The organism is Streptomyces sp. NPDC088817, from assembly GCF_044750345.1.
Classification (GTDB): Bacteria; Actinomycetota; Actinomycetes; order Streptomycetales; family Streptomycetaceae; genus Streptomyces.
In genome coordinates, this window is sequence record NZ_JBIVJN010000017.1 from 179,796 (window position 1) to 205,897 (window position 26,102).

Here is a 26,102-nt window from a genome sequence, read left to right on the forward strand (position 1 = left end):
CGCGGCGCTGTAACCTGTCAAGCGAGCCCATTCGGTCAGGGAGGTCCGATGGCGAGCGAGCGGGAGCGGCAGGACGCGCTGCTGGACCTCCTCAACAGCACGCCGGTGGTCAGCGGTGTCGTCCGGGACGAGCTGGCGGACCCGGAAGCGGCCAGGTCCTGGCAGCGGGCCCACGGCGGCAACGGAACGGAGGAGGAGCTGCGCGGCCTCGTCCAGGCACGCGACGCCCTCCAGGACGTGGTGCGCGGCGCCCGGTCCGCCACGACGCTGGCCCCACTCCTGAAGAGCGTCACCTCCCGGCCGGACGTGACGCCCGAGGGGGTGTCGTGGGAGCTGGACACCCCTCCGGAGCGCCGGATGGCGGTGGAAGCGGTGCTGGCGTGGAGCACGGTTCAGCAGACGATGCCCGGGCGGCTGCGGCCGTGCGCCAACCCCGAGTGCCGGCGCTTCCTCATCGACCGCAGCAAGACCAACAAGGCCCGCTGGTGTTCGATGGCCGTCTGCGGCAATCGCATGAAGGCGCGGCGCCACTACCAGCGCACCCGCGACGCGGTGGGACCGCTCAACTGAGGGGTGCGCCGAACCACTTGCGGAGGCGGCCGAGCAGATCCCGCTGGTCCTCGCCGACCCATGCCACATGGCCGTCAGGTCGCAGCAGTACGGCGGGCACGTCCAACTCCTCGCTGACGTCGGCGACATGGTCGACCCGGTCCACCCAGCCCGCCGCCGAGAGCCGGCCCGTCCGGTCGAGCAGCAGCCCGCGTCCGCCACGCATCAGCTCGTAGAGGCGTCCTCGCTTCAGCCGCACGTCCCGCAGCCGCCGGCCGAGCAGTTCGTGGCCGTCGCCGATGTCGTAGCGGACCTCCACGGCGGTGATGATCCCAGTGACGTACCGGTTCACCTCCTCGAAGTCCATCAGCTTCGAGAACAGTTCCCGCAGCGCGGTCGCGCCCGGATCGGTGCCGAGCAGCGTGATCTGCGCGCGGGTGTTGTCCAGCACCTGGGCGCCCACCGGGTGCCGTTCGGTGTGATAGCTGTCCAACAGCCCTTCCGGTGCCCAGCCGTTGACTCCGGCGGCCAGCTTCCAGCCCAGGTTGAACGCGTCCTGCACGCCGAGGTTGAGACCCTGCCCGCCGGTCGGCGGATGGATGTGCGCCGCGTCGCCGGCCAGCAGCACCCGGCCCACGCGGTAGCGCTCGGCCTGCCGGGTGGCGTCGCCGAACCGGGACAGCCAGCGCGGCGAGTGCGCTCCGAAGTCGGTGCCCGCGACGGCCTGCAGCCGCTCCTTGAACTCTTCGAGCGTCGGCGGAGTCGTACGGTCCTCGGCCATCCCGTCGGCGGGCACGATGATGCGGTACACCCCCTCGCGCCCGTCCACGTCGGGGATGGCGCCGAACCGCAGTTGGGTCCTGCGGACCTCGGTGACGACGGCGGCGACCGTCGCCGGATCCTCGGTCACCTCCATGTCGCCCAGCAGGGTCTCGATCCTGGCGGGTTCGCCGGGGAAGCCGACGCCGAGCAGTTTGCGCACGGTGCTGCGGCCGCCGTCGCAGCCGACGAGGTAGCGCGAGCGCAGGCGCGTGCCGTCCGCCAGTTCGACGGTCACCGCGTCGCCGTCCTGGCTCAGGCCCACCACTTCGCGGCCGCGCCGGATCTCGGCACCGAGTTCAAGGGCGCGATCCTCGAGCAGCCGCTCGGTGACCGGCTGCGGGGTGGCGAGACCGTAGGGATGTGCGGTGTCCAGCCGGTCCGGCCACGGCTTGACGATGCCGCCGAAGAGACCGCCGGCCTGGAACTTCTCACTGACCGCGAGGAACCGGTCCAGCAGACCGCGCTGGTCCATCATCTCGACGCTGCGCGCGTGCAGACCGCGTCCGCGGGACTGCCCGGTCGGCTCGGTCAGCTTCTCCAGCACGACCACGTGCACGCCGTGCAGCCGCAACTCGCCGGCGAGCATCAAGCCGGTCGGTCCGCCGCCGACCACGATCACGTCCATCATCAAAACGCCCGTTCGAGGAGAGAGGGTTTCGCCGGCCGTCCACTGAGCGTGGTCCGGCGGCGCGCGCACACGAACAAGTCAAAGCGCGCACATTTCGTGAATGACTTGTTTCCGCAGGTTCTGGCTTCGAGCGGAGATTCTGCAGCACGACCCGGGCCTTGCCGCAAGGCCCCCGGTGCGCTATAAGTTGAGAGTGGCAAGGAGCGGGTGCTCCTTGCCTTTGCTTTTGCCTGCGGCGTTTTTGCGGACGAACGCGCCCCTCGCCGGTCCGCGAACTAGGATCGATCCCAGCGCACAGATCACAGCGCCATGAGGGGCTGCCCCGGCTGCCGCCCCGGCCGACCACCCCGCAGGAGGTCCGCGATGGCGACGCTGCTGTCCGTGAACGTGGGGATGCCCACGGACGTCCCATGGCAGGGAAGGACCGTCCACACCGGAGCCTGGAAGGCTCCCGTCGAGGGCCCCCGCATGGTCCGGCGTCTCAACGTCGACGGAGACGGTCAAGGGGATCTGGCCGGGCACGGCGGCGAGATCCGTGCCGTCCTCGTCTACCAGTCGGAGTCCTACCGGTTCTGGCAAAAGCAGCTCGGGCGCGACGATCTGAGCTTCGGGATGTTCGGGGAGAACTTCACCGTCGAGGGACTGCCCGACGACGAAGTGTGCATCGGCGACCGGTACCGCATCGGCGAGGCCGAGTTCGAGGTCACCCAGCCCCGCGTCACCTGCTACCGCGTCGGCATGCGCCTCGGCGAACCCACCATGGCGTCCCTGCTGGTCGCCCACCACCGCCCCGGCTTCTACCTGCGCGTGCTCACCGAGGGGCAGGTCCAGGCCGGCGACGAGATCACCCTCGTCCGCAAGGGGCCGGAGGAACTCAGCGTGGCCGACACCGACGCGCTGCTCTACCTCCCCGACCGCGACCCCGCGAAGCTGCGCAAAGCACTCGGCATCCCGGCCCTCAGCCCCGGTTGGCAGCAGTCCTTCCGCGAACTCGCCGCCGCCCAGCAGCCCCAGCAGGAACCCGGATGGCCGGACGAACGCGCGAGCACACGGCAGTCCAGGCAGGAACCGGGGTGGCCGGGCTTCAAGAGCATGCGCGTGGCCCGTATCGTCCCGGAGACCGCCGACATCTCGTCGGTCTACCTCGACAGCTCAGACGGCACGCCGCTGCCCGAGGCGCGCCCCGGCCAGTACCTCTCCATCCGGCTCGCCGTCGGCGACGGCGTCCCCACGGTGCGCAGCTACTCCCTGTCCTCGACGCCCACCGACCGCACCTACCGCATCAGCGTCAAGCACGAATCCTGCGGAAAGGTCAGCGGGTACATTCATGCCACGCTCCACCCCGGGGACCTCGTGGACATCGCAAGTCCCCGGGGAACGTTCGTACTTGAAGCAGGCACCCGCCCGATCGTCCTCGTCTCCGCGGGGATCGGTGCCACTCCCGTGCTCGCGATGCTCCACGAGCTCGCCGCCGTACGAGACCCACGCCCCGTCTGGTGGATCCACACCGCGCACGACCGGGCCCACCACGCGTTCGCGGACGAGGCCCACGGCCTACTGACCCAACTCCCCGACGCCCACGAGCACATCTACTACACCTCCGAGGACCCACCCCCAAGCGAGCGGTACATCACCCGGGGCCGCCCGACCGCCCCGGCGCTCACGGCCCTGGGCATCCCCACCGACGCCGACGCCTACCTCTGCGGACCGACCGCCTTCATGGACGACCTCGGCGGCTTCCTGCGCGACCACGGTCTTCCGGCCGAGCGGATCCACACGGAGCAGTTCAGCGCGCTGCCCGCCATCAACCCCGGCGTCACACCCACCGCCGCCGTCCGTCCCCACCGGCCGCCCGGTCCCCCGGGCACCGGCCCGCTCATCACCTTCGCCCGCAGCGGCATCAGCACCCCCTGGTCACCGGCCCACGCCTCCCTGCTCGACCTCGCCGAGGCCTGCGACATCCCCACCCGCTGGTCCTGCCGCACCGGCGTCTGCCACACCTGCGTCACCCACCTCATGGCGGGCGCCATCACCTACACCACCCCACCCCTGGAACTCCCCGAACCCGGCACCGCCCTGATCTGCTGCAGCGAACCAACCACCGAAGTCGTCCTCGACCTCTAGGAACACCGGCCGGCCGACTGGGACGGGGGCACCCCTGCAGGTGCCCCCGCCCCAGTCAGTTCCAGGTCATGTTGATCTCGCGTTCGAAGTTGATGTAGCCGGCGCGGTGGAAGGCGTGTGCCATGGGGGTGTTGCCGAGGTCCGTGGAGGCCCGGATACGGGGGACGTCCTGTTCGGCGAGGATGCGGGTGCCCTCGGCGAGGATGTCGTCGATGTGGCCGTTGCCCCGGTGGGCGGGCAGGACCGCGATGTAGGCGATGACGGGGTTGTAGCCGTTGTGAGCAGGGATGACGAATCCCACGGGCTCTCCGTGGGGCAGGGTCGCGACGCGCCACCAGTCACGGGGGCTGGTGTAGCGGGCGAGTTCGTCCTCGTAGTGCTTGACGGCCGCCTCGTGGGCGGACATCCGGGTCAGCTCGTCCCGGCCGTGGGCGTCCAGTGTCCCGTCCAGGACCGAGGTCATCAGCGTGACGAGTTCCCGGGCGTCGTGGACGGGCCGGAAGGCGAGACGTCCGCGGGGCTCCGGAACGGGCGAGTCGGGGCGCCATTCCAGGCGCAGTCGTTCGACGAGGAGCCGGGCGCCGGTCCGTTCCAGTATCGTCATGCGCTCCTCGACGACCTGCCTCGTCCCCGCGTTCTCGCGCCAGTCTGGCGGGAGGAGCCCGTCCGCTCCGGGTCGGTCAGAGACCGTCCGTACCCCGGGAGGACTCAAGCGCGGTGATCCTGCGAATCATGGGCTTGCCCCTCCTCTCGCTGTCGTAGTCCCTCACCCGTGTGGTGGGGATGGCCGACTGTAGCGCAATGAGCCGGTCACGCCACGGAATTGACTGGACGCGGCGGCTGCCGGAGGAGCTTCGGCACGTCTGAGCCGTAACCGCCGTCCGCTGGAGGCGAGTTGCCGCCCACAATCGCTGACTCCGGCCGGACGTCACTGTGGGGGCTCTGTGTAGCCGCGGGTTCGGACGACGTCCTGGGTGAGACGGGTGAAGGCTCGGGCGGCGGCGCTGCGGTAGCCGCTGCCACGCCGCAGGAGGGTGACGGTGCGTGCGGGCAGGGGCGGTTCGAGGGGGACGGGTCGCAGGTGCGGGTGGTCGTGGGTGATGGCGTCGGGAAGCACGGTGGCGATCGGGGTGCGGCGCACGATCTCGACGAGGGCCTGGACAGAGTTGGCCTCCACCGTGATGCGGGGCCGCACCCGGTGGGCCGCGAAGTGGGCGTCGATATGGCTGCGGGTGGCGAAGTCGCCGTTCAGCAAGGCAAGTTGCCGATCGCTCAACTCGCCCACAGGTAGCGGCCGGGGCGGATCCGCGTCGGAGTCGGGGGCGCCCGTGACGAGGCTCAGGGTCTCCGTGAACAGGGTCTGCGCCTCGACGCCGGGGAGATGGGCGCCGGAGAAGGCGATGCCCAGGTCGAGGTCGTCGGCGAGCAGGGCCGACTCGATGCGGTCCTGGGTCATCTCCTTGAGGTCCAGGGTGATGCCGGGGTGCCGGGCGTGCAGTTCGGCGACCAGGGGGCCCACCAGATAGGCGGTGAACGTCGGCGTCGCGGCCAGGCGCAGATGGCCGCGGGTCAGGTCCTGGACGTCCTGGACGGCACGCTCGGCGGCCTCCAGGTCCCGCAGGGCACGGCGGGCGTGACGGGCGTAGGTCTCCCCCGCGTCGGTGAGCCGCACGCCGCGGCCGGTGCGGTCCAGCAGCGGCACTCCAACCGTCCGCTCCAGTTGCCGCACCTGCTGGGAGAGCGTGGGCTGGGAGATGCGCAGGTCTTCGGCGGCGCGGGTGAAGCTGCCGTGCTCGGCCACGGCGAGCAGATAGCGCAGATGACGCAGTTCCAGAGCCATGGAACCGATTATAGATGTGAGCAATGGGAGGCATGGGTAATGCGTCTTGGACTCTATAGGTCCAGGTCATGCAGGGTGGATTCACCGAGTCCGGCAGGCCCGGAAGCCACCGAAAGGAGTGACCAGTGCGCGACCTCGCCCAGGGCGTCACGCGTTTCCAGCGGGATGTCCACCCCGCCAAGGCGGATCTGTTCGCCCACCTCGCCGAGAACCACGCACCGCACACGCTGTTCATCGGCTGCTCCGACGCCCGTGTCGTCCCGGAGCTGATCACGGCCAGTGAACCGGGTGAGCTGTTCGTCGTCCGCACCGCGGGCAACCTGGTCCCGTCCCACGCGCCGGGCCCCGACGCCGTGGCGGCGGCGATCGAGTACGCCGTGGCCGTCCTCGGCGTGTCCGACATCGTGGTGTGCGGGCACTCCGGCTGCGGCGCCATGACGGCCCTCGCCGAGGCCCACGACCTGCGCGGGGTGCCCGCGGTCGCCGAGTGGCTGCGGCACGCGGACGCCTCGCGCGCCCGTACCGCCGCCCGCGGGGACGTCGCCGCTCTGGTCCGCCAGAACGTGCTCGCCCAGCTGGCGAACCTGGCCACCCACCCCTCGGTCGCCGGCGGCCTGGCCGACGGCACCCTCACCCTGCACGGCTGGGTCTACGACATCGCCACCGGAGGCGTCGAGAACGTCGCCGCCGTGCCGCGGGCGACCGCTTCCGCGGCCTGACCCACCGGTCCGGTCCGCTGTCCATAACCCGCAGCCCGCAGCCCGGAATCCAGTATCCGGAATCCTGAAAGGAACCCGCCATGCCGCACGCACAGTTCGACCCCACCGCCCGGCAGGCCCTCGCCGTCGCCGCCGTCGAGGTCAAGACGCGCAAGGACCTCACCTGGCAGCAGATCGCCGACACGGCCGGCCTGTCGGTGGCCTTCACCACCGCCGCCCTGCTCGGCCAGCACGCACTGCCCGAGCCCGCCGCGCGGGCCGTCGGCGAGCTGCTCGGCCTGGACGCCGACGCGGTGGCGCTGCTTCAGACGATCCCGACCCGCGGCTCGATCCCCGGCGGCATCCCGACCGACCCGACCATCTACCGCTTCTACGAGATGCTCCAGGTGTACGGCACCACGCTCAAGGCCCTGGTGCACGAGCAGTTCGGTGACGGCATCATCTCCGCGATCAACTTCAAGCTGGACGTGCAGAAGGTCGCCGACCCCGAGGGCGGCGAGCGCGCGGTGATCACCCTGGACGGCAAGTACCTGCCCACCAAGCCCTTCTGACCCACCCCGATCGGACCGCCGCCGGGGCGGTACGGCCGGCCCGGCCGCCCCGGCCTCCTCCACTCACGGAAGGACACCCCTGATGGACTTCGCACAGCGCACCGTCGACATCGCCCGCCGCAACGTCGCCGAGGGCGGCCGCCCGTTCGCGACCGTCATCGTCAGGGACGGCGAGATCCTGGCCGAGAGCCCCAACCGGGTCGCCCAGACCAACGACCCCACGGCGCACGCCGAGATCCTCGCCATCCGCGAGGCGTGCACCAAGCTGGGCACCGAGCACCTCGTCGGCGCCACGATCTACGTACTGGCCCACCCGTGTCCGATGTGCCTGGGCTCGCTGTACTACTGCTCGCCTGTGCCTGGGCTCGCTGTACTACTGCTCGCCGGACGAGGTGGTCTTCCTCACCACCCGGGACGCCTACGAGCCGCACTACGTGGACGACCGCAGGTACTTCGAACTCGACAACTTCTACGAGGAGTTCACCAAGAACTGGGACGAGCGCCGGCTGCCGATGCGCTACGAGCCGCGCGACGCCGCCGTCGACGTCCACCGGCTCTGGCAGGAGCACAACGGCGGTGAGCGCCGTGTCCCCGGCGCGCCCACCGCGGCCTGAGGGAGCAGTCATGCCCCTCATCGAACCGAACGCCGCCGAGCTGCGGCACCTGGAGCGCGCGGTGGAGCTGGCGGCCGAGGCGCTGCGGGCCGGGGACGAGCCATTCGGCTCGGTCCTGGTCGGTGCCGACGGGCAGGTCCTGGCGGAGGACCGCAACCGGGTGAACAGTCTGGACGACCGCACCCGGCATCCGGAGTTCGAGCTGGTCCGCTGGGCCACCGCCCATCTCACCGAGCGGCAGCGGGCGGAGGCCACCGTCTTCACCTCCGGGGAGCACTGCCCCATGTGCGCGGCCGCCCACGGCTGGGCGGGCCTCGGCCGGATCGTCTACGCCCACTCGGCCGCCCAGTTGACGGACTGGCTGACCGAACTCGGCGTGCCCGCCGCCCCGGTGCGCTGCCTGCCGATCCAGGACGTGGTGCCCGGACTGACGGTGCAGGGCCCCGTCCCGGCCCTGACCGACCGGCTCCGCGCGCTGCACCGCGGCCACCGTGCCGGCCGGCGAGGCTGACGGTCACGGCGGATCTCCTCCAGGGGAAGGTCCAGGTCGCCGGAGGGCGCCGCTCACCCGCTGCGTTCGGCGTACTCCCGGAGGTGTTCCAGGTCGCTGCGTACGAGCCGTTCGATCGCGTTGGCCTGGGCGAATCCCCTGGGCCCGCCGAACGCCTCCCGGACGGTGTCGGGGTCGTACTCCAGCCGTGCCTGGATCCGGGTGCTCCCCCGGTCGATGGGGTGCAGGGTGAGGGAGCAGCTCATCTTCGGGGATTCCGTGGTGTGCCATTCCAGCACGCGGTCCCCGGTGCGGTCGGAGGTTTTCATCTCCATCTGCCGGGTCCGTCCGCCCGCCTCGATGTCCAGCTGGGCGCGGCCACCGGATTCGGCCCGGGCGTCGCGCACGCCGTCCATGAAGCGGGGATAGTTCTCCACCCGGTGAAGGCTGTCCCAGACGCTGTCGAGGGAGACTCCGACGTCGATGTGTTCTTCGAGGGTGCTCATGGCGACCTCCACGGTTCGGCTCACGACGCACGTCCTTCTGCCTCCAGTGTGCGCCCCGCCCCGGCGGGCCGGGACCCGGTCCTGGCGGCCGGGCCACCGACCGGCGGGACAGCGTGCGAGTTCGTCGTGTGCTGCTCCGAGTGCCCGCGGCGGGGGCCCGGGCTACGCTCCCCCCATGGCTGGTCCATTCCGCCGGGACGTCCTCCGGCCCGGGTGGGCCCGGCATCCTTCGCCACCGGACGGGGATCGCCGCGTACGGGATCGCGTGCGGAACGCGGCCAGGGCGGCGAACCGGACGCGCGCGCCGACCGCGCTGGTGACCGCGGCGGCGCTGACGCTGGCCCTGCCCGGCTGCGGTGACGGCGGAGTCGCGCCGCAGGCCGGAGCGACGCAGCGGGTGTCGTCGGCGAGCGGCACGGTGGCCGGGGCCGGGACCGCACTCGGCCCCGACAGGTCCGTCGACTGCCGCAGGGCGAGATGCGTGGCGCTCACCTTCGACGACTCACCGAGCCTTCGCACTCCGCGCATCCTGGACATCCTGCGCCGGTACCGCGTGCACGCCACCTTCTTCACGCTGGGCAGGCACCACGTCGCCACGTATCCGGGAACGGTCGTGCGGATGGCCGCGGAAGGCCATGAGGTGGAGACCCTCACCTGGTCCCACCGGGTCCTCACCCGGATCAGCCCGGCCGGAGCGCGCGAGGAGATCACCCGGGGCCGCGAGGCCGTGGCGAAGGTCATCGGCCGCCGGCCGGTCCTGCTGCGCCCGCCGGAGGGCCGTACGAGCGCGGCCGTCGCCGCGATCTGCCGGCGGCTCGGCATGGCACAAATCCTGTGGAGCGCCACCGCCTCCGACTACGAGACCACCGACTCCGCGCTCATCACCCGCCGGATCCTGGCCCGGACCGGCCCCGGCGGGATCATCCTGCTGCACGACCGGGTGGACCCCACCCACCGCGGCTACAACGGCACGGTCGCCGCGCTTCCCGGCCTCATCTCCGGCCTGGAGGCCCGCGGTTACACGTTCGTCACCGTCACCCGGCTCCTCGCCCCGTCCGGGCCCCGGCCCGGCGAGGTGTACCGCGCCAGGCCTCTCAGCCGGTGACGGACACGGAGCCGCGCCCTGCGCCGGGAGCGTTCCGAGCGCGGCCCGTCAGGGGGACAGGCGGGTGTTGAGCCGGGCCGCCTGGCGCGTCAGGTGGTCGCGCTCGGCGAGGGTGGGCGCCTTGTGGGCCGCCTCGGCGTACAGCCGTGCCGCCGTCGCCGGATCGCCGTCGCGCTCGTGGAGGTACGCCGCCACCGCGGTGTGGCGGGGCAGCGCGGAGTCCAGCGCCGCGAGCGCCGCCAGTCCGGCGCGCGGCCCGTCGGCCTCACCGACGGCGACCGCTCGGTTGAGCCGGACGACCGGGCTGTCGGTCAGCCGCGCGAGCTCGTCGTACCACTCGACGATCTGCACCCAGTCGGTCTCCTCCGCGGTGGGCGCGTCGGCGTGGAGTGCCGCGATGGCGGCCTGGGCCTGGAACTCGCCCAGCCGGTCGCGGGCCAGGGCCGCCTGAAGGATCTCGATGCCCTCGGCGATCGCCTCGGTGTCCCACCGGGCACGGTCCTGCTCGGCGAGCGGTACCAGGCTTCCGTCGGGCGCGGTCCGGCCGGCGCGCCGGGCGTGGTGGAGCAGCATCAGGGCGAGCAGCCCCGCCACCTCGGGGTGGTCGATCGCGGCCGCGAGCTGCCGGGTGAGCCGGATGGCCTCGGCGGCGAGGTCGACGTCGCCGGAGTAGCCCTCGTTGAAGACCAGGTAGAGAACGCGCAGCACGGTGGCGACGTCGCCGGGCTGGTCGAACCGCACTCCGGAGACGGTGCGCTTGGCCCGGCTGATGCGTTGCGCCATCGTCGCCTCGGGCACGAGGTAGGCCCGGGCGATCTGGCGGGTGGTGAGCCCGCCCACGGCGCGCAGCGTGAGCGCGACCGCGGACGCCGGTGTCAGGGAGGGGTGGGCGCACAGGAAGTAGAGCTGGAGCGTGTCGTCCACCGCGGGCGCGGGCCCTGGCGCCGGTTCCTCGTCGACGCGGTCCTCCCGCCGCCGGCGCGCGGCGTCCGTCCTGGTCGCGTCGAGGAACCGGCGCCAGGCCACGGTGACCAGCCAGCCCTTCGGGTCCCGTGGCAGGCCGGCCGGCCAGACACGGACCGCCTCGACCAGGGCGTCCTGCACGGCGTCCTCGGCCGCCGCGAAGTCGGCTCCGCGGCGGACGAGGATCCCGAGCACGCTCGGCGTGAGGCTTCGGATCAGGGCCTCGTTCACCGGCGGGGTCACTCCGTGATGGTGGGCGGAGCGGTCAGGAACGGGCGTACCTCCAGCCACTCGTGGATCGGCTTCCCGCCCGCGCCGGGAGCGGCCGACAGTTCCCCGGCCAGCTCGACGGCCCGCTCGTAGCCGTCGACGTCGATCACCATCCAGCCGGCGATGAGGTCCTTGGTCTCGGCGAACGGTCCGTCGGTGACCGGCGGGCGGCCCTCACCGTCGTAACGGACCCAGGCCCCCTCGGGGGCGAGGGCCTGCCCGTCGACGAACTCGCCGGTCTTCTCCAGTCGGGCCGCGAAATCGTTCATGTACTGCACATGGGCCGAGATCTCCTCCGGAGTCCACCGGTCCATGGGCACGTCGTTGACCGCGGCCGGTGCGCCTCGGTAGTGCTTGAGCAGCAGGTACTTCGCCATCGTGGTACTCCTCGGTGCTGATGCGACCCATTGTGGCCGCGTTCAACCCGAGGACGGAGCCGGGCGCCGGTTCTCGACATCAGGTGTGCAGCCGGGTGCCCTCGATCGCCACGCGGCGGCCTTCCCGGGTGAGGGGGAAGTAGTCCCAGACGGCGTGGTGCTGGACGCTGCGGTTGTCCCAGAACACGAGGGTGCGTTCCTGCCAGCGGACCCGGCAGTGCAGCAGCGGCGTCCGGGCGACGTGCTGGTGGAGCATGCCCAGCAGGACGTCGCTCTCGGCCCGGGACAGCTGGGTGATGTGGGAGGTGTAGGGGGCGTTGACGAACAGCAGCTTGCGGCCGTTCTCCGGGTGCCGGACGACCACGGGGTGTTCGGTGCGCGGCACGTCGTACTCGGGCGGCGGCGCCTGGCCGGCCGCGGTCCACGGCAGGGCGCCGTCGTGGAGGGCCGTCAGGCCGTCGAGGAAGCCGCGCATGGCGGGTGAGAGGAGTTCGTAGGCGAGGTGCATGTTGGCGAAGAGGGTGTCGCCGCCGCTGTCGCCCTCGGGCATGGTCGTGATGTACAGCATCGAGCCGAGGGAGGGTTCGGCGTCGGCGGTGCCGTCCGAGTGCCAGCCGTTGCCGGCCACGTTCCGGGAGTCCTTGCCGGCCTTGATTTCCAGGATGTGCGGGTCGGAGCCCTCGACGGGCAGGGTGACGGGGTGCAGGTCGCCGAAGACGCCCGCGAAGCGCTTGTGCTCCTCGGGGGTGATGTCCTGGTCGCGGAAGACGAGGACGTGGTGGGCCGCGAACGCGTGCTTGAGTTCCTTCTCCTGTTGTGGGGTGAGTTCCTGGGCGAGGTCGATGCCGGAGACCTCCGCGCCGAGCAGCGGGGTCAGCGGGGCGACGGTGATGGCCTCGTAGGGTTCCACGGGGCGGGTGGTGAGCTGTTCGACTGCGCGCAGTGCGTAGTCCTCCATGAGGGACCTCCGTGATACGTCGGGGATGGGGGCGGGGCGGCTATCAGGCCACGGGGCGGTGCTCAGGCCACGGTCGAGGAGTCCTGCGGTCGGGACTCCGAGAGCGCGGCGGCGATGCCCTGGACGTGCGGTTCGGCGACGAGTTCGTAGTGGTCCGCGGCGACGCGCTCGACACGTGGGCCGGGGAGGTGGTGGTCCCAGGCGTCGGGGGCGGTCGGTTCCGGGGCGAGGAGTCCGTCGCCGACCGGGCGTTCGGCGAGCCAGATCGTGGTGGGTGTGCTGTGCAGGCGCGGTACGTGATGCGCGGCCATGGCGGCGAGGTTGGCGCGGCAGCAGTGCGCGAGGCGCTCGGCGTAGGCGCGGGCGGCGTCCGGCAGCCGTCCGGCGCGGCCGCCGCTCAGCTCGCGCGCGAAGACGGCGTCCACCTGTTCCTCGCTGTAGGCGGCGAGGAGTCGTCCCGCGCCGGGCGGAGGCGGGTCGAGCAGGTACAGGGCGTCCACAGCGCGGCCCTGCGACTCGGCGAGTGCCGCCATGGACAGGACGGTCCAGGCGCCGAAGGACCAGCCGGCGAGCCGCAGCCGGTGGCCGGAGCCGGGGAAGGCGTCCCGGACGGAGGCCAGATAGCTTTCGGCGCGTTCGGTGATCGACCGGGGCGCGTGTGCGGGGTCGCGCAGCGCCGGGTCGGCGATCAGGCAGACGGTCAGGTCGTCGGGCAGGGCGGCCACGAGGGGGCGGTAGGCCTGGATGTCGCCGCCGACGGGGTGGACGAGGCACAGCACGTCAAGGCCCGTACCGGGCTGCCACACCTCGACGTCCACCGCTTGCGGCGAGCCGGCGTCGGATCCGAGGTGGCCGAGGATCTCGGCGAGGCTGACCCGGTGGCTGAGGCGGGACAGGTCGAGGTCGGTGCCGAAGAGGCGTTTCACCTCGTCGAGGAGCTCCAGCAGGGTCAGTGAGTCGGCTCCCAGGTCGTACAGCGGTGCCTGCGGGTCGATGCTGTCCACGCCGAGGAGGCCGCAGAGGGCGGCGGTGAGGGCGGCGGTCGGGTCGTCGGCGGTGGCCGGGGTGCGCGGGCGGGGCGCCGGTTCGTAGAACAGGGGTGCGGCCGCCAGGTCCGTGGTGTTGACCATCAGGTGCGGCAGGCGCAGGTGGAGGGCCTGTTCGAAGACGGTGGCGCCTTCCTCGGGCGTGAGCGCGACCGCCAGGTGTGCCTGGTGGCGGCTGTCGGTGCCCAGCGCGTGCTGTGCCATGCCCACCTCTCGCCACGCGTCCCAGCCGATGCTCATCCGCACGGTGCGGGTGCGGCCGGGTGGCGCGTGGTGGGCGTGGGCGTCGAGGCAGGCGTTGGCCGCCGCGTAGTCGAACTGGCCGACGCCCCCGAACCTGGCGGCCATCGACGAGCAGAAGAGCGCGTAGTCGGGGTCGTGTGCGGCGATGAGGACGTCGACGAGCAGGGCGCCGCGCAGTTTGGCCGCGGTGGCCCGGCGGGCGGTGGCGGGTTCGCGCCGGGCGAGGAGGCCTCCCGCGGCGGTTCCTGCGGCGTGGACGATTCCGGCGAGGCCGTCCAGGTGCGGGCTGAGCCGGGCGGCGATCGTCTCCGGTTCCTCCGTGGCGAGGTCGGCGGGCACCAGGGTGACCCGGTCGGAGAACGCCGCGAGCGCGTCCGGCGTGTGGGTGCCGCGTGCGACCAGGACGACGCGGTTGCCGGGGTGCTGCCGCAGCAGGCGGGCGGCCAGGGTGGTGCCGACGCCGCCGGTGCCGCCGAGCACGAGGTGGGTACCGGTGTCGGCCGAGCGGGCGGCGGACGGCGGGGCCTGCGGTACGGGGACGGGCTGGAGCGTGCGGTGCCACCAGTAGCCGTCGCGCAGGGCCGTCGCCGTCGTGGGGAGCGCGGTGTCGAGGAGCAGGTCGGGCAGGTGGGCCGCCCAGTCGGCGGGCCGGGGTCCCGGCAGATCGGCCCAGCGCGTGGACACGCCCAGTTCCTGGCGGGGGACTTCGAGGGCGGCGGCGAGCAGGCCCGCCTCGGGGGTGCGGACGTCGCCGGTGACCGGCTGTGCCTGGTGGGACATCAGCCAGAGGTTCGGCCGCTTCTCGTCCGGCAGGCCGGCCACCGCCAGGGTGAGGGCGGCGACGGTGTCGAGGCAGGCCCACTGGGCCGTCTCGGTGGCAAAGGCGCTCGGTTCGCCGTCCAGGGCGAGCGGCAGCGCGTGCAGCCAGTCGACGGCGTCGGCGGCGTCGGCGGTGCCGGTGACGCCGGTGACGCCGGTGAGGAGCGCGGTCAGGTGCTCGGTGTCGGCGGGGTCGGCCTCGTAGCGGTCCTCGTCGAGGCGGGCGAAGGCGCTTCCCGCGCGTACCGTCACGACACGGGCGTAGTGCTGTTCGAGGAAGCGCCAGGCCGCGTCCGTGGAGTCAGCGGGGGTCATGATTACAGCGGTGCGGTGGGGGTCCTTGCCGCCGGTGCGGGCGCGGCGCAGGCGTGCCCAGAGGGGCTGGTGCAGCCATTGGGCCGTGGGCAGCCGTGTTGCCTGCTCGGGTCCGGGTGGTGCGGTCGGCTCGTCCGCCGGGGCGGTGCGTTCCGGAGCGGGTGTGCGCGGGAAGTCGTAGTCCGCCGTCTCGAAGGCGGGCGGCGGGAAGTCCCAGGGCGCGGGGGCCGGGCCCGCGGGCCAGCGGAGGGTGCGCCCGGCCGTCCACGCGTCCGCGAGGGCGTGCGGGTCGAGACCGTCGACGGGCAAGCGGGTCTCGGACGGTGAGGGCGCGACCGGCTCCAGGGAGCGCAGCCAGTCGACGGCGGAGGCGACGTCCGGGCAGGCCGCCGCCGCGCGGTGGCGCAGCGCGGGCCGGCCGGCCTGGAGATGACGCAGCACTTCCGGGTAGGCGTCGGGGTGTGCGTCCAGGTAGTCGGCGATACGACGGCCGTCGGCGCGCACGGCAGTGGCGGAGCTGCCCGACAGCACCAGGCAGGGGATCGCCGGCACCGCGCGGGGAGCGGCCGGAGTCTCCTGTGGCCCCTCCAGCAGGAGGTGCGCGTTGGTTCCCCCGATGCCGAAGCTGCTCACTGCGGCCACCCTGGGGGTGTTCGCCGGCCAGGGTTCGGCCGCGACCGGCACGCGGAACGGGCCGTCGTCGATCGCGGGGTTGAGCCGGTCGAAGTCGGCCGTGGGCGGGAGGATCCCGTGGTGCACGGCGAGGACGGCGCGGATCAGGCCGACGACGCCGGCCGCGGCCCCCAGGTGTCCGATCTGGCTCTTCACGGAGGACAGCGGCACCCGAGCGTCGTCCTGGAGTCCGTACGCCTCGCGCAGCGCGGCGGCCTCCACGGGGTCGCCGAGCCGGGTGCCGGTGCCGTGGGCCTCGATGTAGCCGAGGTCGGCGGCCCGGTGGCCGCTGCGCGTGAGGGCGGCGCGGATGGCGTCGCGCTGTCCGGCGCGGGAGGGAGCGCTGTAGCCGAGCTTGTCCGCGCCGTCGTTGTTCACGCCCGAGCCGGTGAGGACGGCGTACACGGTGTCACCGTCCCGGCGGGCGGCGGCGAGGGGTTTGAGGACGACGGCGCCGGCGCCGCTGGCCCCGACGGTCCCCTCGGCGTCCGCGCTGAACGGCCGGCAGTGCCCGTCCGGCGAGAAGATGTGCTGCGGGCGGTAGGTGTAGCCGTCGGTCAGGTCCGTGTCGACCAGGACTCCCGCGACGACCATCACGTCGGCATCACCCTGCCGGAGCATCCCCGAGGCGACGTGGACCCCGACGAGGGAGCTGGAGCAGGCGGACTGGACGGTGAGCGCCGGGCCGGTGAGTCCCAGGTGGTAGGCGGCCTTGGTGGCGAGGAAGTCCTTGTCATGGTGCTGGGCCAGGCGGAAGGTGTCCGGCAGTGCGCCGGGGTCCGCCTCGCGGAGCATCTTCGGGTAGTAGGTGTTCTCGCCGCAGGACGCGATGATCCCCACGCGCCGGGTGGCGGGGTCGCCCAGTCCGGCGTGGGCGAGGGCCTCGACGCAGTTCATCAGGAGGTGGCGCTGCTGGGGATCCATCAGCCGGGCCTCGTGGGGGCTGATGGTGAACCTGCCCGGGTCGAAGGCGAGCAGGCCCGCCATCTGGCTGCGGGCGCCGGTGCGCCCGTCGGTCGCGGGGAAGTGCTCGATGCCCCGGCGGCCGGTGACGATCAGGTCCCAGAAGGAGACCAGGTCGTCCGCGCCGGGCAGCCGTACCGCCATTCCGACGACGGCGATCGGTTCGTCGGCTCGTTCCGGCGTGTGGGAAGGTTCCCGGTCCGGTTCGGCGGCGGTGCGGTCCTGTGTGAGGAACCGGGCGAGCGCGCGGAGGCTGACGTGCTCGAACAGGTCCGGTACGGAGAAGGGGAGGTCGTCCTCTCCCGCGCATCTGAGGTGGAAGCGCATCAGGTCCAGGCTGGTGGCCCCGGCGTCGAAGAAGCGCTGGTCGACGTCGGGCGTCTTGCCGGTGGCCGTCTCGAACAGGCCGGCCAGGCGTTGTTCGAGTGCCGTCAGGGCCTCGGTCGGCGCGGAGGCGGGAAGCAGTTCTCTGCCGGGTGCGGTGAGTGCGGCCCGGCGGTCCAGTTTGCCGCTCGGCGTGCGCGGGAGGTCTTGGACCAGGCGGAAGCGGGCGATGCGGATGTAGGCCGGGAGCAGTCCGGCGAGATGGGCGGCGAGGCCGGCGGGGTCGGGGGCTTCTTCCCCGCACTGGAGGACGGCGACGAGCCGGCCTTCCTCCATGGCGACAACGGCGTTGGCCACTCCGGGGTGTTGGAGGAGCGCGGCCTCGACCTGTCCCAGTTCCAGCCGGTGGCCGCCGAGTTTGACCTGGCCGTCGTCGCGGCCCGTGTAGTGCAGCAGGCCGTGCCGGTCGAAGTACGCCTGGTCGCCGGTGCGGTAGAGGGTGCCGAGTCCGGGGTCGTCGAGGAACCGTTCGCGGTGTGCGTCGTCGCCGCCGAGGTAGCAGCGGGTGGCCATGGGGCCGCCGATCAGGAGTTCGCCGGTGACGCCGGGTGGCACGGGGAGGCCCGCCTCGTCGGCCACCCGCAGCACCGCCCCGGACACCGGACGCCCGATCGCGGGGCGCAGGGGCCAGGCGGCGGGGTCCTCGTCGAGGCACAGCCCGCTGACGACGTGGGTCTCGGTCGGGCCGTAGTGGTTGAACAGCCGTGCGCCGCCCGGGAGTCCGGCGAACCAGGTGCGGATCGCGTCGGTGCACACCAGTTGCTCGCCCGCGGTGACGACGTCCCGGAGCCGGGAGGGGTACCGGCCGAGGCGCACGCCGTGCTCGGCGAGGAGTTGGAGGGCCACGTACGGAAGGAAGATCCGTTCCACCGCCCCGCTCTCCAGCTCGCGCAGCAGGGCGGGCACGTCCTGCCGCCAGGCCGGCTTCACCAGGCGCAGATCGCCGCCGCCGCACAGGGTGGTCAGGATCTCCTGGAACGAGACGTCGAAGGACAGCATGGAGAACTGCTGGGTGACGGCCGGTCCGTTCAGTCCGCCCTCGTCCCGCTGCCAGGACAGCAGGTTGCACAGGGTGCGGTCGGGGACCTGGACGCCCTTGGGGGTTCCCGTGGAGCCGGAGGTGAACAACGTGTAGAGGGGGCGCAGCCCTTGGTGCTCGTGGGGTACGCGCGGGGCCCTGGGGGTGCCGGTGAGGGTGAGGACGTGCCGGGGCAGCTCCGGCGGGGCGAGGGTGTCGAGGACGGCGGTGTCCCCGGGGGCGACCACGACGCAACGCGGTGCGGCCTGGTCGAGCACATGGCGCAGCAGGGACGGCGGATAGGCGGGGTCGAGGGGGACGAGGGTCAGGTTGAGGCGGGTCGCCGCCAGAAGGGCGACGATGTGCTCGACGGAGGGCTGAAGGTAGAGCGCCACGGCTGCCGGTGCGGCGGGGTCGGCCGGGCGGAAGGCACGCAGGGCCGAGGCCACCTCGTTGGCCTGTGCGTCGAGTTCGGCATAGGTGAGGGTGGTCTCGCCGAGGGTCACGGCGGGGGCGTCGGGGGTGCGGGACACCTGGCGGGCGAACGCCTCGGCCACGGTGGTCACGTCGTCCGCGGGCTCGGTGCCGCGGCCCTGCCGGTCGAAGCCCTGCCGGTAGGGGGCGACGAGTTCGCGCAGGGTGATGTCACTGCCGGCGGTCAGGTGGTCGAGGGCCTCGCGGAAGAGCCGGGCGGCGGCCTGGGCACGCTCGGTGCCGATGTCGTCCCGGTACTCCCACAGGCAGTCGAAGCCGGACTCGTGCTCGACGACGGAGAGGGTGAGGGCGCACTTGGCGCCCGTCGGCTGCGGCCAGCGGGGCCGGGTGCGGCAGTCCTCCAGGCTCAGGCGGGAGAACTCGGTGTTCTCCAGTACAAACAGGTAGTCGAACAGCGGAGTGCGCTCGTGGAAGGCCCGGTCGGCGAGGACGTCGGCGAGGGCGACCTCCTGCCCGCCCAGTACGGCGCTCACGGTGTCCGCGTGTGCGGCGAGGTTGCCGTCGAGGGTGTCACGGGGCCGGGCCGCGAGGTCGAGGAGCACGGTGTTGGCGAACATGCCGACCGCGTCGCCGAACTCGGGGCGGGGGCGGTTGGCGACGGGCGCGGCGACCAGCGGGCGGGTCTGTCCCGTCGCGCCGTACAGGCTCGCGGTGAACGCGGACACCAGGAGCTGGAACCGGGTCAGTCCCGTCGCGGCGGCGCGCCGGTCCAGAGCGGTGCGGTGCGTCAGGTCCAGGGAGGTGTGCAGGAGCCTGGCCCGTCGCCGCTGTTCCGGGCCGGGGCCGGGCAGGGGGGCCGAGGGGGCCGCGTCGTCGTAGTGGGCGAGGAGGTCCGCGCGGTGCCGTGCGTAGGCCCCGGTCGCGTGCCAGTCCCGTTGCCAGCGCGCGAAGTCGAGGGGGGTGACGGGCGGTTCCGGGCGTGCGGGGGCACCGGCGTAGGCCTCGCTGAGGTCCTGGAGGAGGAGGTTGAGGGACCAGCCGTCCACGGCCGCGTGGTGGAGGTGGAGGAGCAGGAGGCCGCCGTCGGACCGTCGCACCCAGGCGGCGCGGAGCATGCGCGGATCGGCGAGGTCGAACCGGTGGCCGAAGAAGCGGTCGGCGGTGTCCTGCCACCGCTCCCCCGGCCGGCTCTCCAGCGGTTGCCAGGGGTCGTAGGGGTGCTCGGTGCGCTGGCGCAGTCCGTCCGGGGCGGGGACCAGTCGGGTGCGCAGCGCCGGGTGCCGTTCCACCAGGCTGCGCACGGCGCGGCGCAAGGCCTCCGTGTCGACGTGGCCCTCGATCCGGAAGGCGAGCGGCACGTCGTACGAGCGGTCCTCGGGGTCGCGCTGGTGCAGGAGCCAGAGGCGTTCCTGCTCACTGGTGGCGGGCGCGTCCGGTTCGTCGCTGGCGGGCGGCACCGGCGGGTGCGGGCGGGCGGCGACGTCCGGGGCGTGCACCGCGTCCGCGAGGGCGGCGAAGTCGGCGCGCAGGACGAGCTCTTGGGGCAGGTCGACGGCGAAGCGGTGGTGGATCTCGAAGCGGAACCGCAGGGCCTTCAGCGAGTCGCCGCCGTTGGGGATCCAGCGGTCGTCGGGGCGCAGGCCGCGGACGTCGAGGATCTCCTCGGCGATCTCCAGCACGGGCCGTTGCTCGTCGGTGACCCGGGCGGCGCCCTCGCGACGGGCCCGCCACGGTGTCCCGGCCGCCTCGATCAGGGCGTCCCGGTCGACCTTTCCGTTGGCGTTCAGCGGGAGTTCGGAGACCACGTGGGTGTGGTGGGGGCGCATGTACGGGGGCAGGGTGGTGGTGAGGTGGCGGTCGTACACGTCGAAGTCGAGGCCGTCACCGGGCACGAGGAAGGCCAGCAGTTCGTTGCGGCCGGCCGCGTCCCGGCGGACGCAGACGTAGGTCTGGCGTACGGCGGGCAGGGCCTGGATCCGTTGCTCCACCTCACCGGGTTCGATGCGGAAGCCGCGCACCTTGACCTGCCGGTCGGCCCGGCCGACGTAGGTGACGCGTCCCTCGGGGCCCTGGCGTACGAGGTCGCCGGTGCGGTACCAGCGGCGTGCGGTACCGCTCTCGTCCGGCAGCTCGACGAAGGCGCGTGCGGTCTCCTCGGGCAGGTTGCGGTATCCGCGCGCCAACGCCGTTCCGCACAGCAGCAGTTCGGCCAGTTCTCCGGGCTCGGCGGTGCGGCCGTCCAGGGTGCGCGGGAGCAGTCCGGTCCCGGGCAGGGGGGTGCCGATGGGGACCTCGTCGCCGTCGAAGTCCCTTGGTATGGGGTGGATCAGGGCGAAGGTCGTCGCCTCCGTCGGGCCGTACACGTTGTGCAGAACCGTCGCGGTGCCGGGATTGGCCTCGTACCAGCGGCGGATCGACCGGGGGTCGAGCCGTTCCCCGCCGATGAGGACCTGGGCGGTGCCGGCGAAGCAGTGGGGGACCTTCTCGACGACGGTGTGGAACAGGGCCGCCGTGATGAACAGGGTGTCCACGCGGCGTTCGCGCAGCACGTCCGCGAGCCGGTGGGGGGTGTGCACCTGCGTGTCGTCCAGTACGACGCAGGCACCGCCGGTCACGAGCGGGGCCCACACCTCGAAGCTGAGGGCGTCGAAGGCGGGGTTGGACAGGCAGGCGTAGCGCCCCTCGGGCTTCAGCTCGATGTAGCCGGGCTGGGCGAGCCGCAGCACGCCCGCGTCGGTGACCTCGACGCCCTTGGGACGGCCGGTGCTGCCGGAGGTGTAGAAGACGAAGCCGGTCGCCTCGGCGGTGCCGGCCTCCTCCGTGGGGTCAGGGGCGGGATCAAGCCCGTCGGCGTCCCCTGGGGGCAGGAGCAGGTCGGCGACGTCCAGTGCACCGGGGTGGGCGCTCTCGCCGTCGTGGACCACCACCGTGGCGCCGGAGTCCTCCAGGATGTGGCGTTGCCGGTCCTGGGGGCTCATACGGTCGAGCGGGACGACGACGGCGTCGGCACGGCGGATGCCGAGCATGACGCACACCAGTTGCCAGGAGCGGGGCAGGCAGACCGCGACGGCCTGACCGGGGCTCACTCCACGACGGCGCAGGTGCGCGGCGACCCGGCCGCTGAGCCGGTCGAGTTCGGCGTAGTCCAGGACGTGGTCGCCGTCCTCGACGGCGACGGCGGCGGGCGTGCGGCGGGCCTGGGCGAGCACGGCCCCGGCGAGCGGAACGGACTCGGTGCGGGGGGTGTTCATCGCGCCTCCCCCACCGGTGCGACGGGGGTGCGCGGCCCCTCCGTGAACTGCTTCTCGTGGTAGGCGAGTTCGGCAGCCAGCAGGTCGGCGACCCGTGCCGTCCCGGCGCCCTCCAGGACCTCCCAGTGGTCGCACTCCAGCGTCTCGACCCGGAAGTCCCCCGTCGCGCGTCGCCGCCAGAAGTCGCGTACCTCGGCATGGGAGGGGGTGTCGGCGCCGTCGGGCACGGCCTCGGCGAGGACGAGACGGGCGGGTGAGGCGGCCGGGAGGTGGTCCCGGGCGGTGACCCGGTTGTGGTTGTAGAGCCGGAAGTACCGGTCCACCTGGGCGTCGTCGATGCCCGGGTACATTCCGTTGAACCTCACCAGTTTCTCGCGGAACTCGGCCGCGTCGACGGGGGCGATCGCCTCCCGGGCCGAGGCGTCGTCGGTCGCCTGTGTGTCGAGCAGGACGACGCTGACGTCCTCACGTCCGGCGAGACTCAGCAGGCGTCCCATCTCGTGGGCGACGAGGCCTCCGTAGGACAGGCCGGTCAGCACGAGAGGTCCCTGGCCGAGGGGTTCGAGCATGCGCAGATACGCCTCGGCCATGGCCTCGACCGAGGGCAGGACGTCCTCTCCGGGGTTCACGCCCGGGGACTGGATGCCGTACAGGCCCGTGTCGGCGGGCAGGAGGGCGGCGAGCGGGAGGTAGCAGAAGGCGGTTCCTCCGGCGGGGTGCACGCAGACCACCCTGGGGCCCGAGCCCCGGCGGAACTCGATGAGGCTGCCCGGCTCGCGCTGGGGGGCGTCCTCCCTCAGCAGCGCGGCGAGCGACTCGATGGTGGGACGCGTCACGACCTCGGCGACGGGGAGCGGACGGCCGAAGGTCTCGGTGACGTGGTGGGCCATCTTGATGGCGGACAGGGAGGTGCCGCCGATGTCGAAGAAGTTGTCGCCGATGCCTATCCCGGGGTGCAACAGGACCTGCTGCCATATGCGGTACAGGGCGTGTTCGACGTGGTCGCGCGGGGTGGCCGTGTTGACCTGGTCGGTGTTCTGCTCGCGGGCGTGCCGCAGCAGCCCGGGGCGGTCGAGTTTGCCGCTGGAGTTGAGCGGGAGGCTCTCCAGGTCGACGAAGACGGCGGGGATCATGTAGTCGGGCAGGTCATGGGCGAGTGCGGCGCGCCAGTCGCCGCTGGGCGGTGCGCTCCCCCGGCCGATACCCGCGACCAGTCGTGGCTGGTCGGCCGTGTCCCGGTCGACGAGGACCGCGGCCTCGCGCACGCCCGGCAGACGCAGCAACGCGGCCTCGATCTCCCCGGGCTCGATCCGGAAGCCCCGGAGTTTGACCTGGTCGTCGGCGCGTCCCGCGTAGTGGGCCTGGCCGTCGTCTCCCCAGCGGGCGAGGTCTCCGGTGCGGTAGACGCGGGCGCCGGGAACGAACGGGTCGGGCAGGAAGCGTTCGTCGGTGAGGTCGGGGCGGTTGAGGTAGCCGCGGGCCAGGGACTCCCCGCCGAGGTGGATCTCGCCGACGACGCCGGGCGGGACGGGCTGCATACGGGAGTCGAGTATGTACAGGCGGGTACCGGGCAGCGGCCGGCCGATCGGGCAGGGGCGCTCCAGCGGGCGCGGCTCGTAGTAGGCGGTGCTGTAGAGCGTCGCCTCGGTGGGGCCGTAGCCGAAGCAGATCCGCAGGCCGGGCAGGTGCTCGGTGATGCGGTGGAGTGCGGCCTCGGTCAGGGACTCGACGCCGGTGAGCAGCTTGCGCAGGGGCAGACCGCGCAGGCGCGTGCCGGGGTCCTCGTCGATCCACCGGACGTAGGCGGGCGGCAGGAACGCCTGGGTCACCCGGTGTGCGCGCATCCAGTTCAGCAGGGCGTCCGGGTCTCCTCGCACCTCGTCGGGGACGATGTGCACCTCGCCGCCGGTGGTGAGGGGCAGCAGGAGTTCATGGATGGAGGCGTCGAAGGCGGTGCTGGACCAGGCCGAGCCGATCTCGCCGGGGGCGGTGCCCATCCGTTCGTGCCAGACCGTGAACAGGTTGAGGACACTGCGGTGTTCGACGGCGACGCCCTTGGGCCGTCCCGTGGACCCCGATGTGAAGATCACGTACGCGATCTGGTCCGGGGTGCGGGTGACGCCGAGCGGCGGGAGGTCGCAGCTCGCCGCCTCTGCCTCCACGGTGCCCAGGTCGAGCCACTCCTCCGGACGGTGCGGGCCGGGGTGGTCGCTCAGTACGACGGGGCAGCGGGCGTCCTCGACCATGGCGGTCAGCCGGGGAACGGGCTGGGCGGGGTCGAGCGGAAGGTAGGCGGCGCCCGCCTTCAGGATGGCGAGGATGCCGACGAGCAGGTCGCGGTTGCGTCGCGCGTGCAGTCCGACGGCGTCGCCGGGTTGGACGGAGCGGGCGACGAGGGCGTGCGCGAGGCGGTTGGCACGGCGGTCGAGGGTCGCGTAGTCCGTCGCGCCCTCCGTGTCGACGACGGCGACACGGGTGGGGTGCGCACGGGCCTGGGTCTCGAAGAGGCCGGTGACTCCGGAGGCCGTGCTCAGAGCGGCTGCCGCGGGGTCGGCCGTCGCGGGCTCGCCGTGGTTCCGTGTCGCGTCGCCGCGGCGGATCAGATGCCGGAGTTCGCCCGGGTCCATCAGTTCCAGGGTGTGGATGTCGCGGTCCGGGTGGCGGGTGAGGTCGGTGAGCAGGTGGCGCAGGTGTCCGGCCCATCGCCGCGCGGTGCTCGCGTCGAAGAGCGCGGTGGCGTAGTCGAGGTGGCCGGTGAGGCGGCCTTCGGACTCGGCCGCCGACAGGACGAGGTCGAACTTGGCCGGGGCGTCGTGGATCGGCAGGGGTTCGGTCGTCACCCCGGGCAGGCGCAGCAGGTCGTGCCGGTCCGGCACCCAGGCCAGCATGGTCTGGAACAGGGGGGTGTGGGACGCGCTGCGCGGCGGGTTCACCAGCTCGACGATGCGCTCGAAGGGCAGGTCCTGCTGGGCGAGGGCCGCGCGGACGGAGGCGCGGGTGCGGGCCAGGGCCTCGGTCGCGGTGGGGGAACCGGAGAGGTCGACGCGCAGCGGGAGCGTGTTGACGACGAAGCCGATGAGTCCGGCGGCGCCGGGTGCGCGGCGGCCCGCCACGGGGCTGCCGACAACGATGTCGTCCTGGCCGGACAGGCGGGACATCAGGATGGCCCAGGCGGTGAGGACGGTGTTGAAGAGGCTGGCCTGCTGGGAGTGGGCGAGGTCGCGGAGCGCGGCGGTCACGTCGGCGTCGAGGGCGAACTCGACGCGTCCGCCGTCGTAGCGCTGTTCGGCCGGGCGGGGCCGTTGGGTGGGGAGTTCCAGGACGCACGGAGCGCCGTCCAGGGTGCGTCGCCAGAAGTCCTCCTGGGAGGCGAGGGCGCCGCCGAGGACCGCCTCGCGCTGCCGTTGCGCGTAGTCCGCGTACTGCACCGTGAGTTCCGGCAGGTCCGCCTTGCCGCCCGTGAGCGCCGCCGTGTAGTGAGCGGCGACCTCCTCCATCATTACCTTCATCGAGGTCCCGTCGAAGATGATGTGATGGAACGTCAGCAGCAGTACGTGCCGTTCGGGGCCGAGGGCGATCAGCCGGCCACGTCCGAGCGGGCCGTCCGCCAGGTCGAACGGCCGCTCCGCCTCATCCCGTTGGTACCGGGCCACGCGCTCGTCGGGGTCGGCGTCGGCACTGAGGTCCTCGAAGAAGACCGTGAACCCCGTGCCGGGCGGGTCGATGTGCTGGCTCACGGCGCCGTCCTCCACCACCAGCCTTGTGCGCAGGCTTTCATGACGGCCGGTCAGGGCGTCGAAGGCACTCAGCAGGGCCTCGCGGTCGAGCGGGCCGTTGATCCGGAAGGAGGCGAGCGTCTCGTTGTACGCGGCGTTCGCGCCCGGCAGTTGGGCCAGGAACCACAGCCGCTGCTGGGAGAAGGAGGCCGGACGGACGCGGAGGGAGGCGTCGTGGGGAACGGAGCAAGGCGTGTTGTGCACCGGCAAGGCCTGGCTTTCCTGTCGGGGAGGAGGACCGGGGCGGAACGACGGCGCATCGAAGGATGGCACCACACGGAATTCCTTCAACGGAGAAACAGCAATCCGGGGAGGGTGGGGGGGATGCGCCGGAATTCGATCGATTACTTTACCTGGTTACATTGACACTTGACATACGGAACCACCCAAGAGAGTGGGCTCTTGACATGCACGCGATCATGAAGCCATCCACCACAGCATGTCAACCCTTGACTTCACTGTGCGACGTGCCCCAGATACCGCACACTAAAGGCCCGCTTCTGGGGCTCCATTTATCACGGCCCGAAACTCCAGGTGAATCACTCGACTTTTCCCTTTCGGGGATCCGGGCGATGACTTTCGGCGTCGGCGGGGGTATGGACCGGCCGGGTGCACGAGATGCCGCGCCTGTTCCGCGTGGCCATCATGGTCGTTCAAGGGCCCG

At 72.5% G+C, this 26,102-nt stretch carries 14 protein-coding genes and 2 pseudogenes; 7 read left to right on the forward strand and 9 right to left on the reverse strand.

What is annotated here, in order from left to right:
• Positions 1-48 precede the first annotated feature (48 nt).
• Positions 49-570 (forward strand): CGNR zinc finger domain-containing protein, encoded by a 522-nt coding sequence (locus tag ACIP4X_RS28250; RefSeq protein ID WP_401351204.1) that lies wholly within the window; start codon positions 49-51, stop codon positions 568-570.
• Here ACIP4X_RS28250 and rox read toward each other — a convergent pair.
• Complete coding sequence (gene rox / locus ACIP4X_RS28255) at positions 563-1,999, reverse strand: rifampin monooxygenase (RefSeq protein WP_401351206.1); 1,437 nt, start codon at positions 1,997-1,999, stop codon at positions 563-565. The genes ACIP4X_RS28250 and rox overlap by 8 nt on opposite strands.
• Positions 2,000-2,362: 363 nt before the next feature.
• On the opposite strand from rox, the gene ACIP4X_RS28260 reads away from it, so the two are divergent.
• Positions 2,363-4,123 carry an MOSC domain-containing protein gene (locus tag ACIP4X_RS28260; RefSeq protein ID WP_401351208.1) on the forward strand — a complete coding sequence of 587 codons (1,761 nt, stop codon included), beginning with the start codon at positions 2,363-2,365 and terminating at the stop codon, positions 4,121-4,123.
• A gap of 55 nt (positions 4,124-4,178) precedes the next feature.
• Here ACIP4X_RS28260 and ACIP4X_RS28265 read toward each other — a convergent pair.
• Together ACIP4X_RS28265 and cynR are read right to left on the reverse strand one after the other, a co-directional pair.
• Positions 4,179-4,802, reverse strand: a pseudogene (locus ACIP4X_RS28265) (GNAT family N-acetyltransferase); the annotation flags it as partial.
• A gap of 249 nt (positions 4,803-5,051) precedes the next feature.
• Positions 5,052-5,963 carry a transcriptional regulator CynR gene (gene cynR, locus ACIP4X_RS28270; RefSeq protein WP_358730193.1) on the reverse strand — a complete coding sequence of 304 codons (912 nt, stop codon included), beginning with the start codon at positions 5,961-5,963 and terminating at the stop codon, positions 5,052-5,054.
• Between the two features lie 125 nt (positions 5,964-6,088).
• Here cynR and ACIP4X_RS28275 point away from each other — a divergent pair, with 125 nt between their 5' ends.
• The 4 genes and pseudogenes from ACIP4X_RS28275 (at position 6,089) to ACIP4X_RS28290 (ending at position 8,358) form a co-directional block, all read left to right on the forward strand.
• The gene (locus ACIP4X_RS28275; protein WP_401351211.1) at positions 6,089-6,682 is read left to right on the forward strand and encodes a carbonic anhydrase; all 594 of its coding nucleotides are present in this window, start codon (positions 6,089-6,091) and stop codon (positions 6,680-6,682) included.
• An 80-nt stretch (positions 6,683-6,762) separates the two neighbouring features.
• Positions 6,763-7,233, forward strand: a complete 471-nt coding sequence (cynS, locus tag ACIP4X_RS28280) for a cyanase (protein WP_358730191.1) — start codon at positions 6,763-6,765, stop codon at positions 7,231-7,233.
• Between the two features lie 82 nt (positions 7,234-7,315).
• Positions 7,316-7,847, forward strand: a pseudogene (locus ACIP4X_RS28285) (nucleoside deaminase).
• Between the two features lie 10 nt (positions 7,848-7,857).
• Positions 7,858-8,358 carry a nucleoside deaminase gene (locus tag ACIP4X_RS28290; protein ID WP_358730189.1) on the forward strand — a complete coding sequence of 167 codons (501 nt, stop codon included), beginning with the start codon at positions 7,858-7,860 and terminating at the stop codon, positions 8,356-8,358.
• A 53-nt stretch (positions 8,359-8,411) separates the two neighbouring features.
• On the opposite strand, the gene ACIP4X_RS28295 is transcribed toward ACIP4X_RS28290, so the two are convergent.
• The gene (locus tag ACIP4X_RS28295; RefSeq protein WP_358730188.1) at positions 8,412-8,867 is read right to left on the reverse strand and encodes an SRPBCC family protein; all 456 of its coding nucleotides are present in this window, start codon (positions 8,865-8,867) and stop codon (positions 8,412-8,414) included.
• A gap of 241 nt (positions 8,868-9,108) precedes the next feature.
• On the opposite strand from ACIP4X_RS28295, the gene ACIP4X_RS28300 reads away from it, so the two are divergent.
• The gene (locus ACIP4X_RS28300; RefSeq protein WP_358730187.1) at positions 9,109-9,948 is read left to right on the forward strand and encodes a polysaccharide deacetylase family protein; all 840 of its coding nucleotides are present in this window, start codon (positions 9,109-9,111) and stop codon (positions 9,946-9,948) included.
• Positions 9,949-9,996: 48 nt separating this feature from the next.
• On the opposite strand, the gene ACIP4X_RS28305 is transcribed toward ACIP4X_RS28300, so the two are convergent.
• The 5 genes from ACIP4X_RS28305 to ACIP4X_RS28325 form a co-directional block, all read right to left on the reverse strand.
• A complete protein-coding gene (locus ACIP4X_RS28305) occupies positions 9,997-11,142 on the reverse strand; it encodes a DUF6596 domain-containing protein (protein WP_358730388.1) in 1,146 nt (381 codons plus the stop codon).
• Positions 11,143-11,150: 8 nt separating this feature from the next.
• Positions 11,151-11,558, reverse strand: coding sequence for a YciI family protein (locus ACIP4X_RS28310; protein ID WP_358730186.1), 408 nt, complete (start codon positions 11,556-11,558; stop codon positions 11,151-11,153).
• Between the two features lie 79 nt (positions 11,559-11,637).
• Positions 11,638-12,516: a TauD/TfdA family dioxygenase gene (locus tag ACIP4X_RS28315; protein WP_358730185.1), complete on the reverse strand. Its 879-nt coding sequence runs from the start codon at positions 12,514-12,516 to the stop codon at positions 11,638-11,640.
• A gap of 62 nt (positions 12,517-12,578) precedes the next feature.
• Positions 12,579-21,662 carry an amino acid adenylation domain-containing protein gene (locus tag ACIP4X_RS28320; protein WP_391457532.1) on the reverse strand — a complete coding sequence of 3,028 codons (9,084 nt, stop codon included), beginning with the start codon at positions 21,660-21,662 and terminating at the stop codon, positions 12,579-12,581.
• A complete protein-coding gene (locus ACIP4X_RS28325) occupies positions 21,659-25,642 on the reverse strand; it encodes an amino acid adenylation domain-containing protein (RefSeq protein ID WP_358730183.1) in 3,984 nt (1,327 codons plus the stop codon). Before ACIP4X_RS28325 ends, ACIP4X_RS28320 begins: the two co-directional genes overlap by 4 nt.
• Positions 25,643-26,102 lie beyond the last annotated feature (460 nt).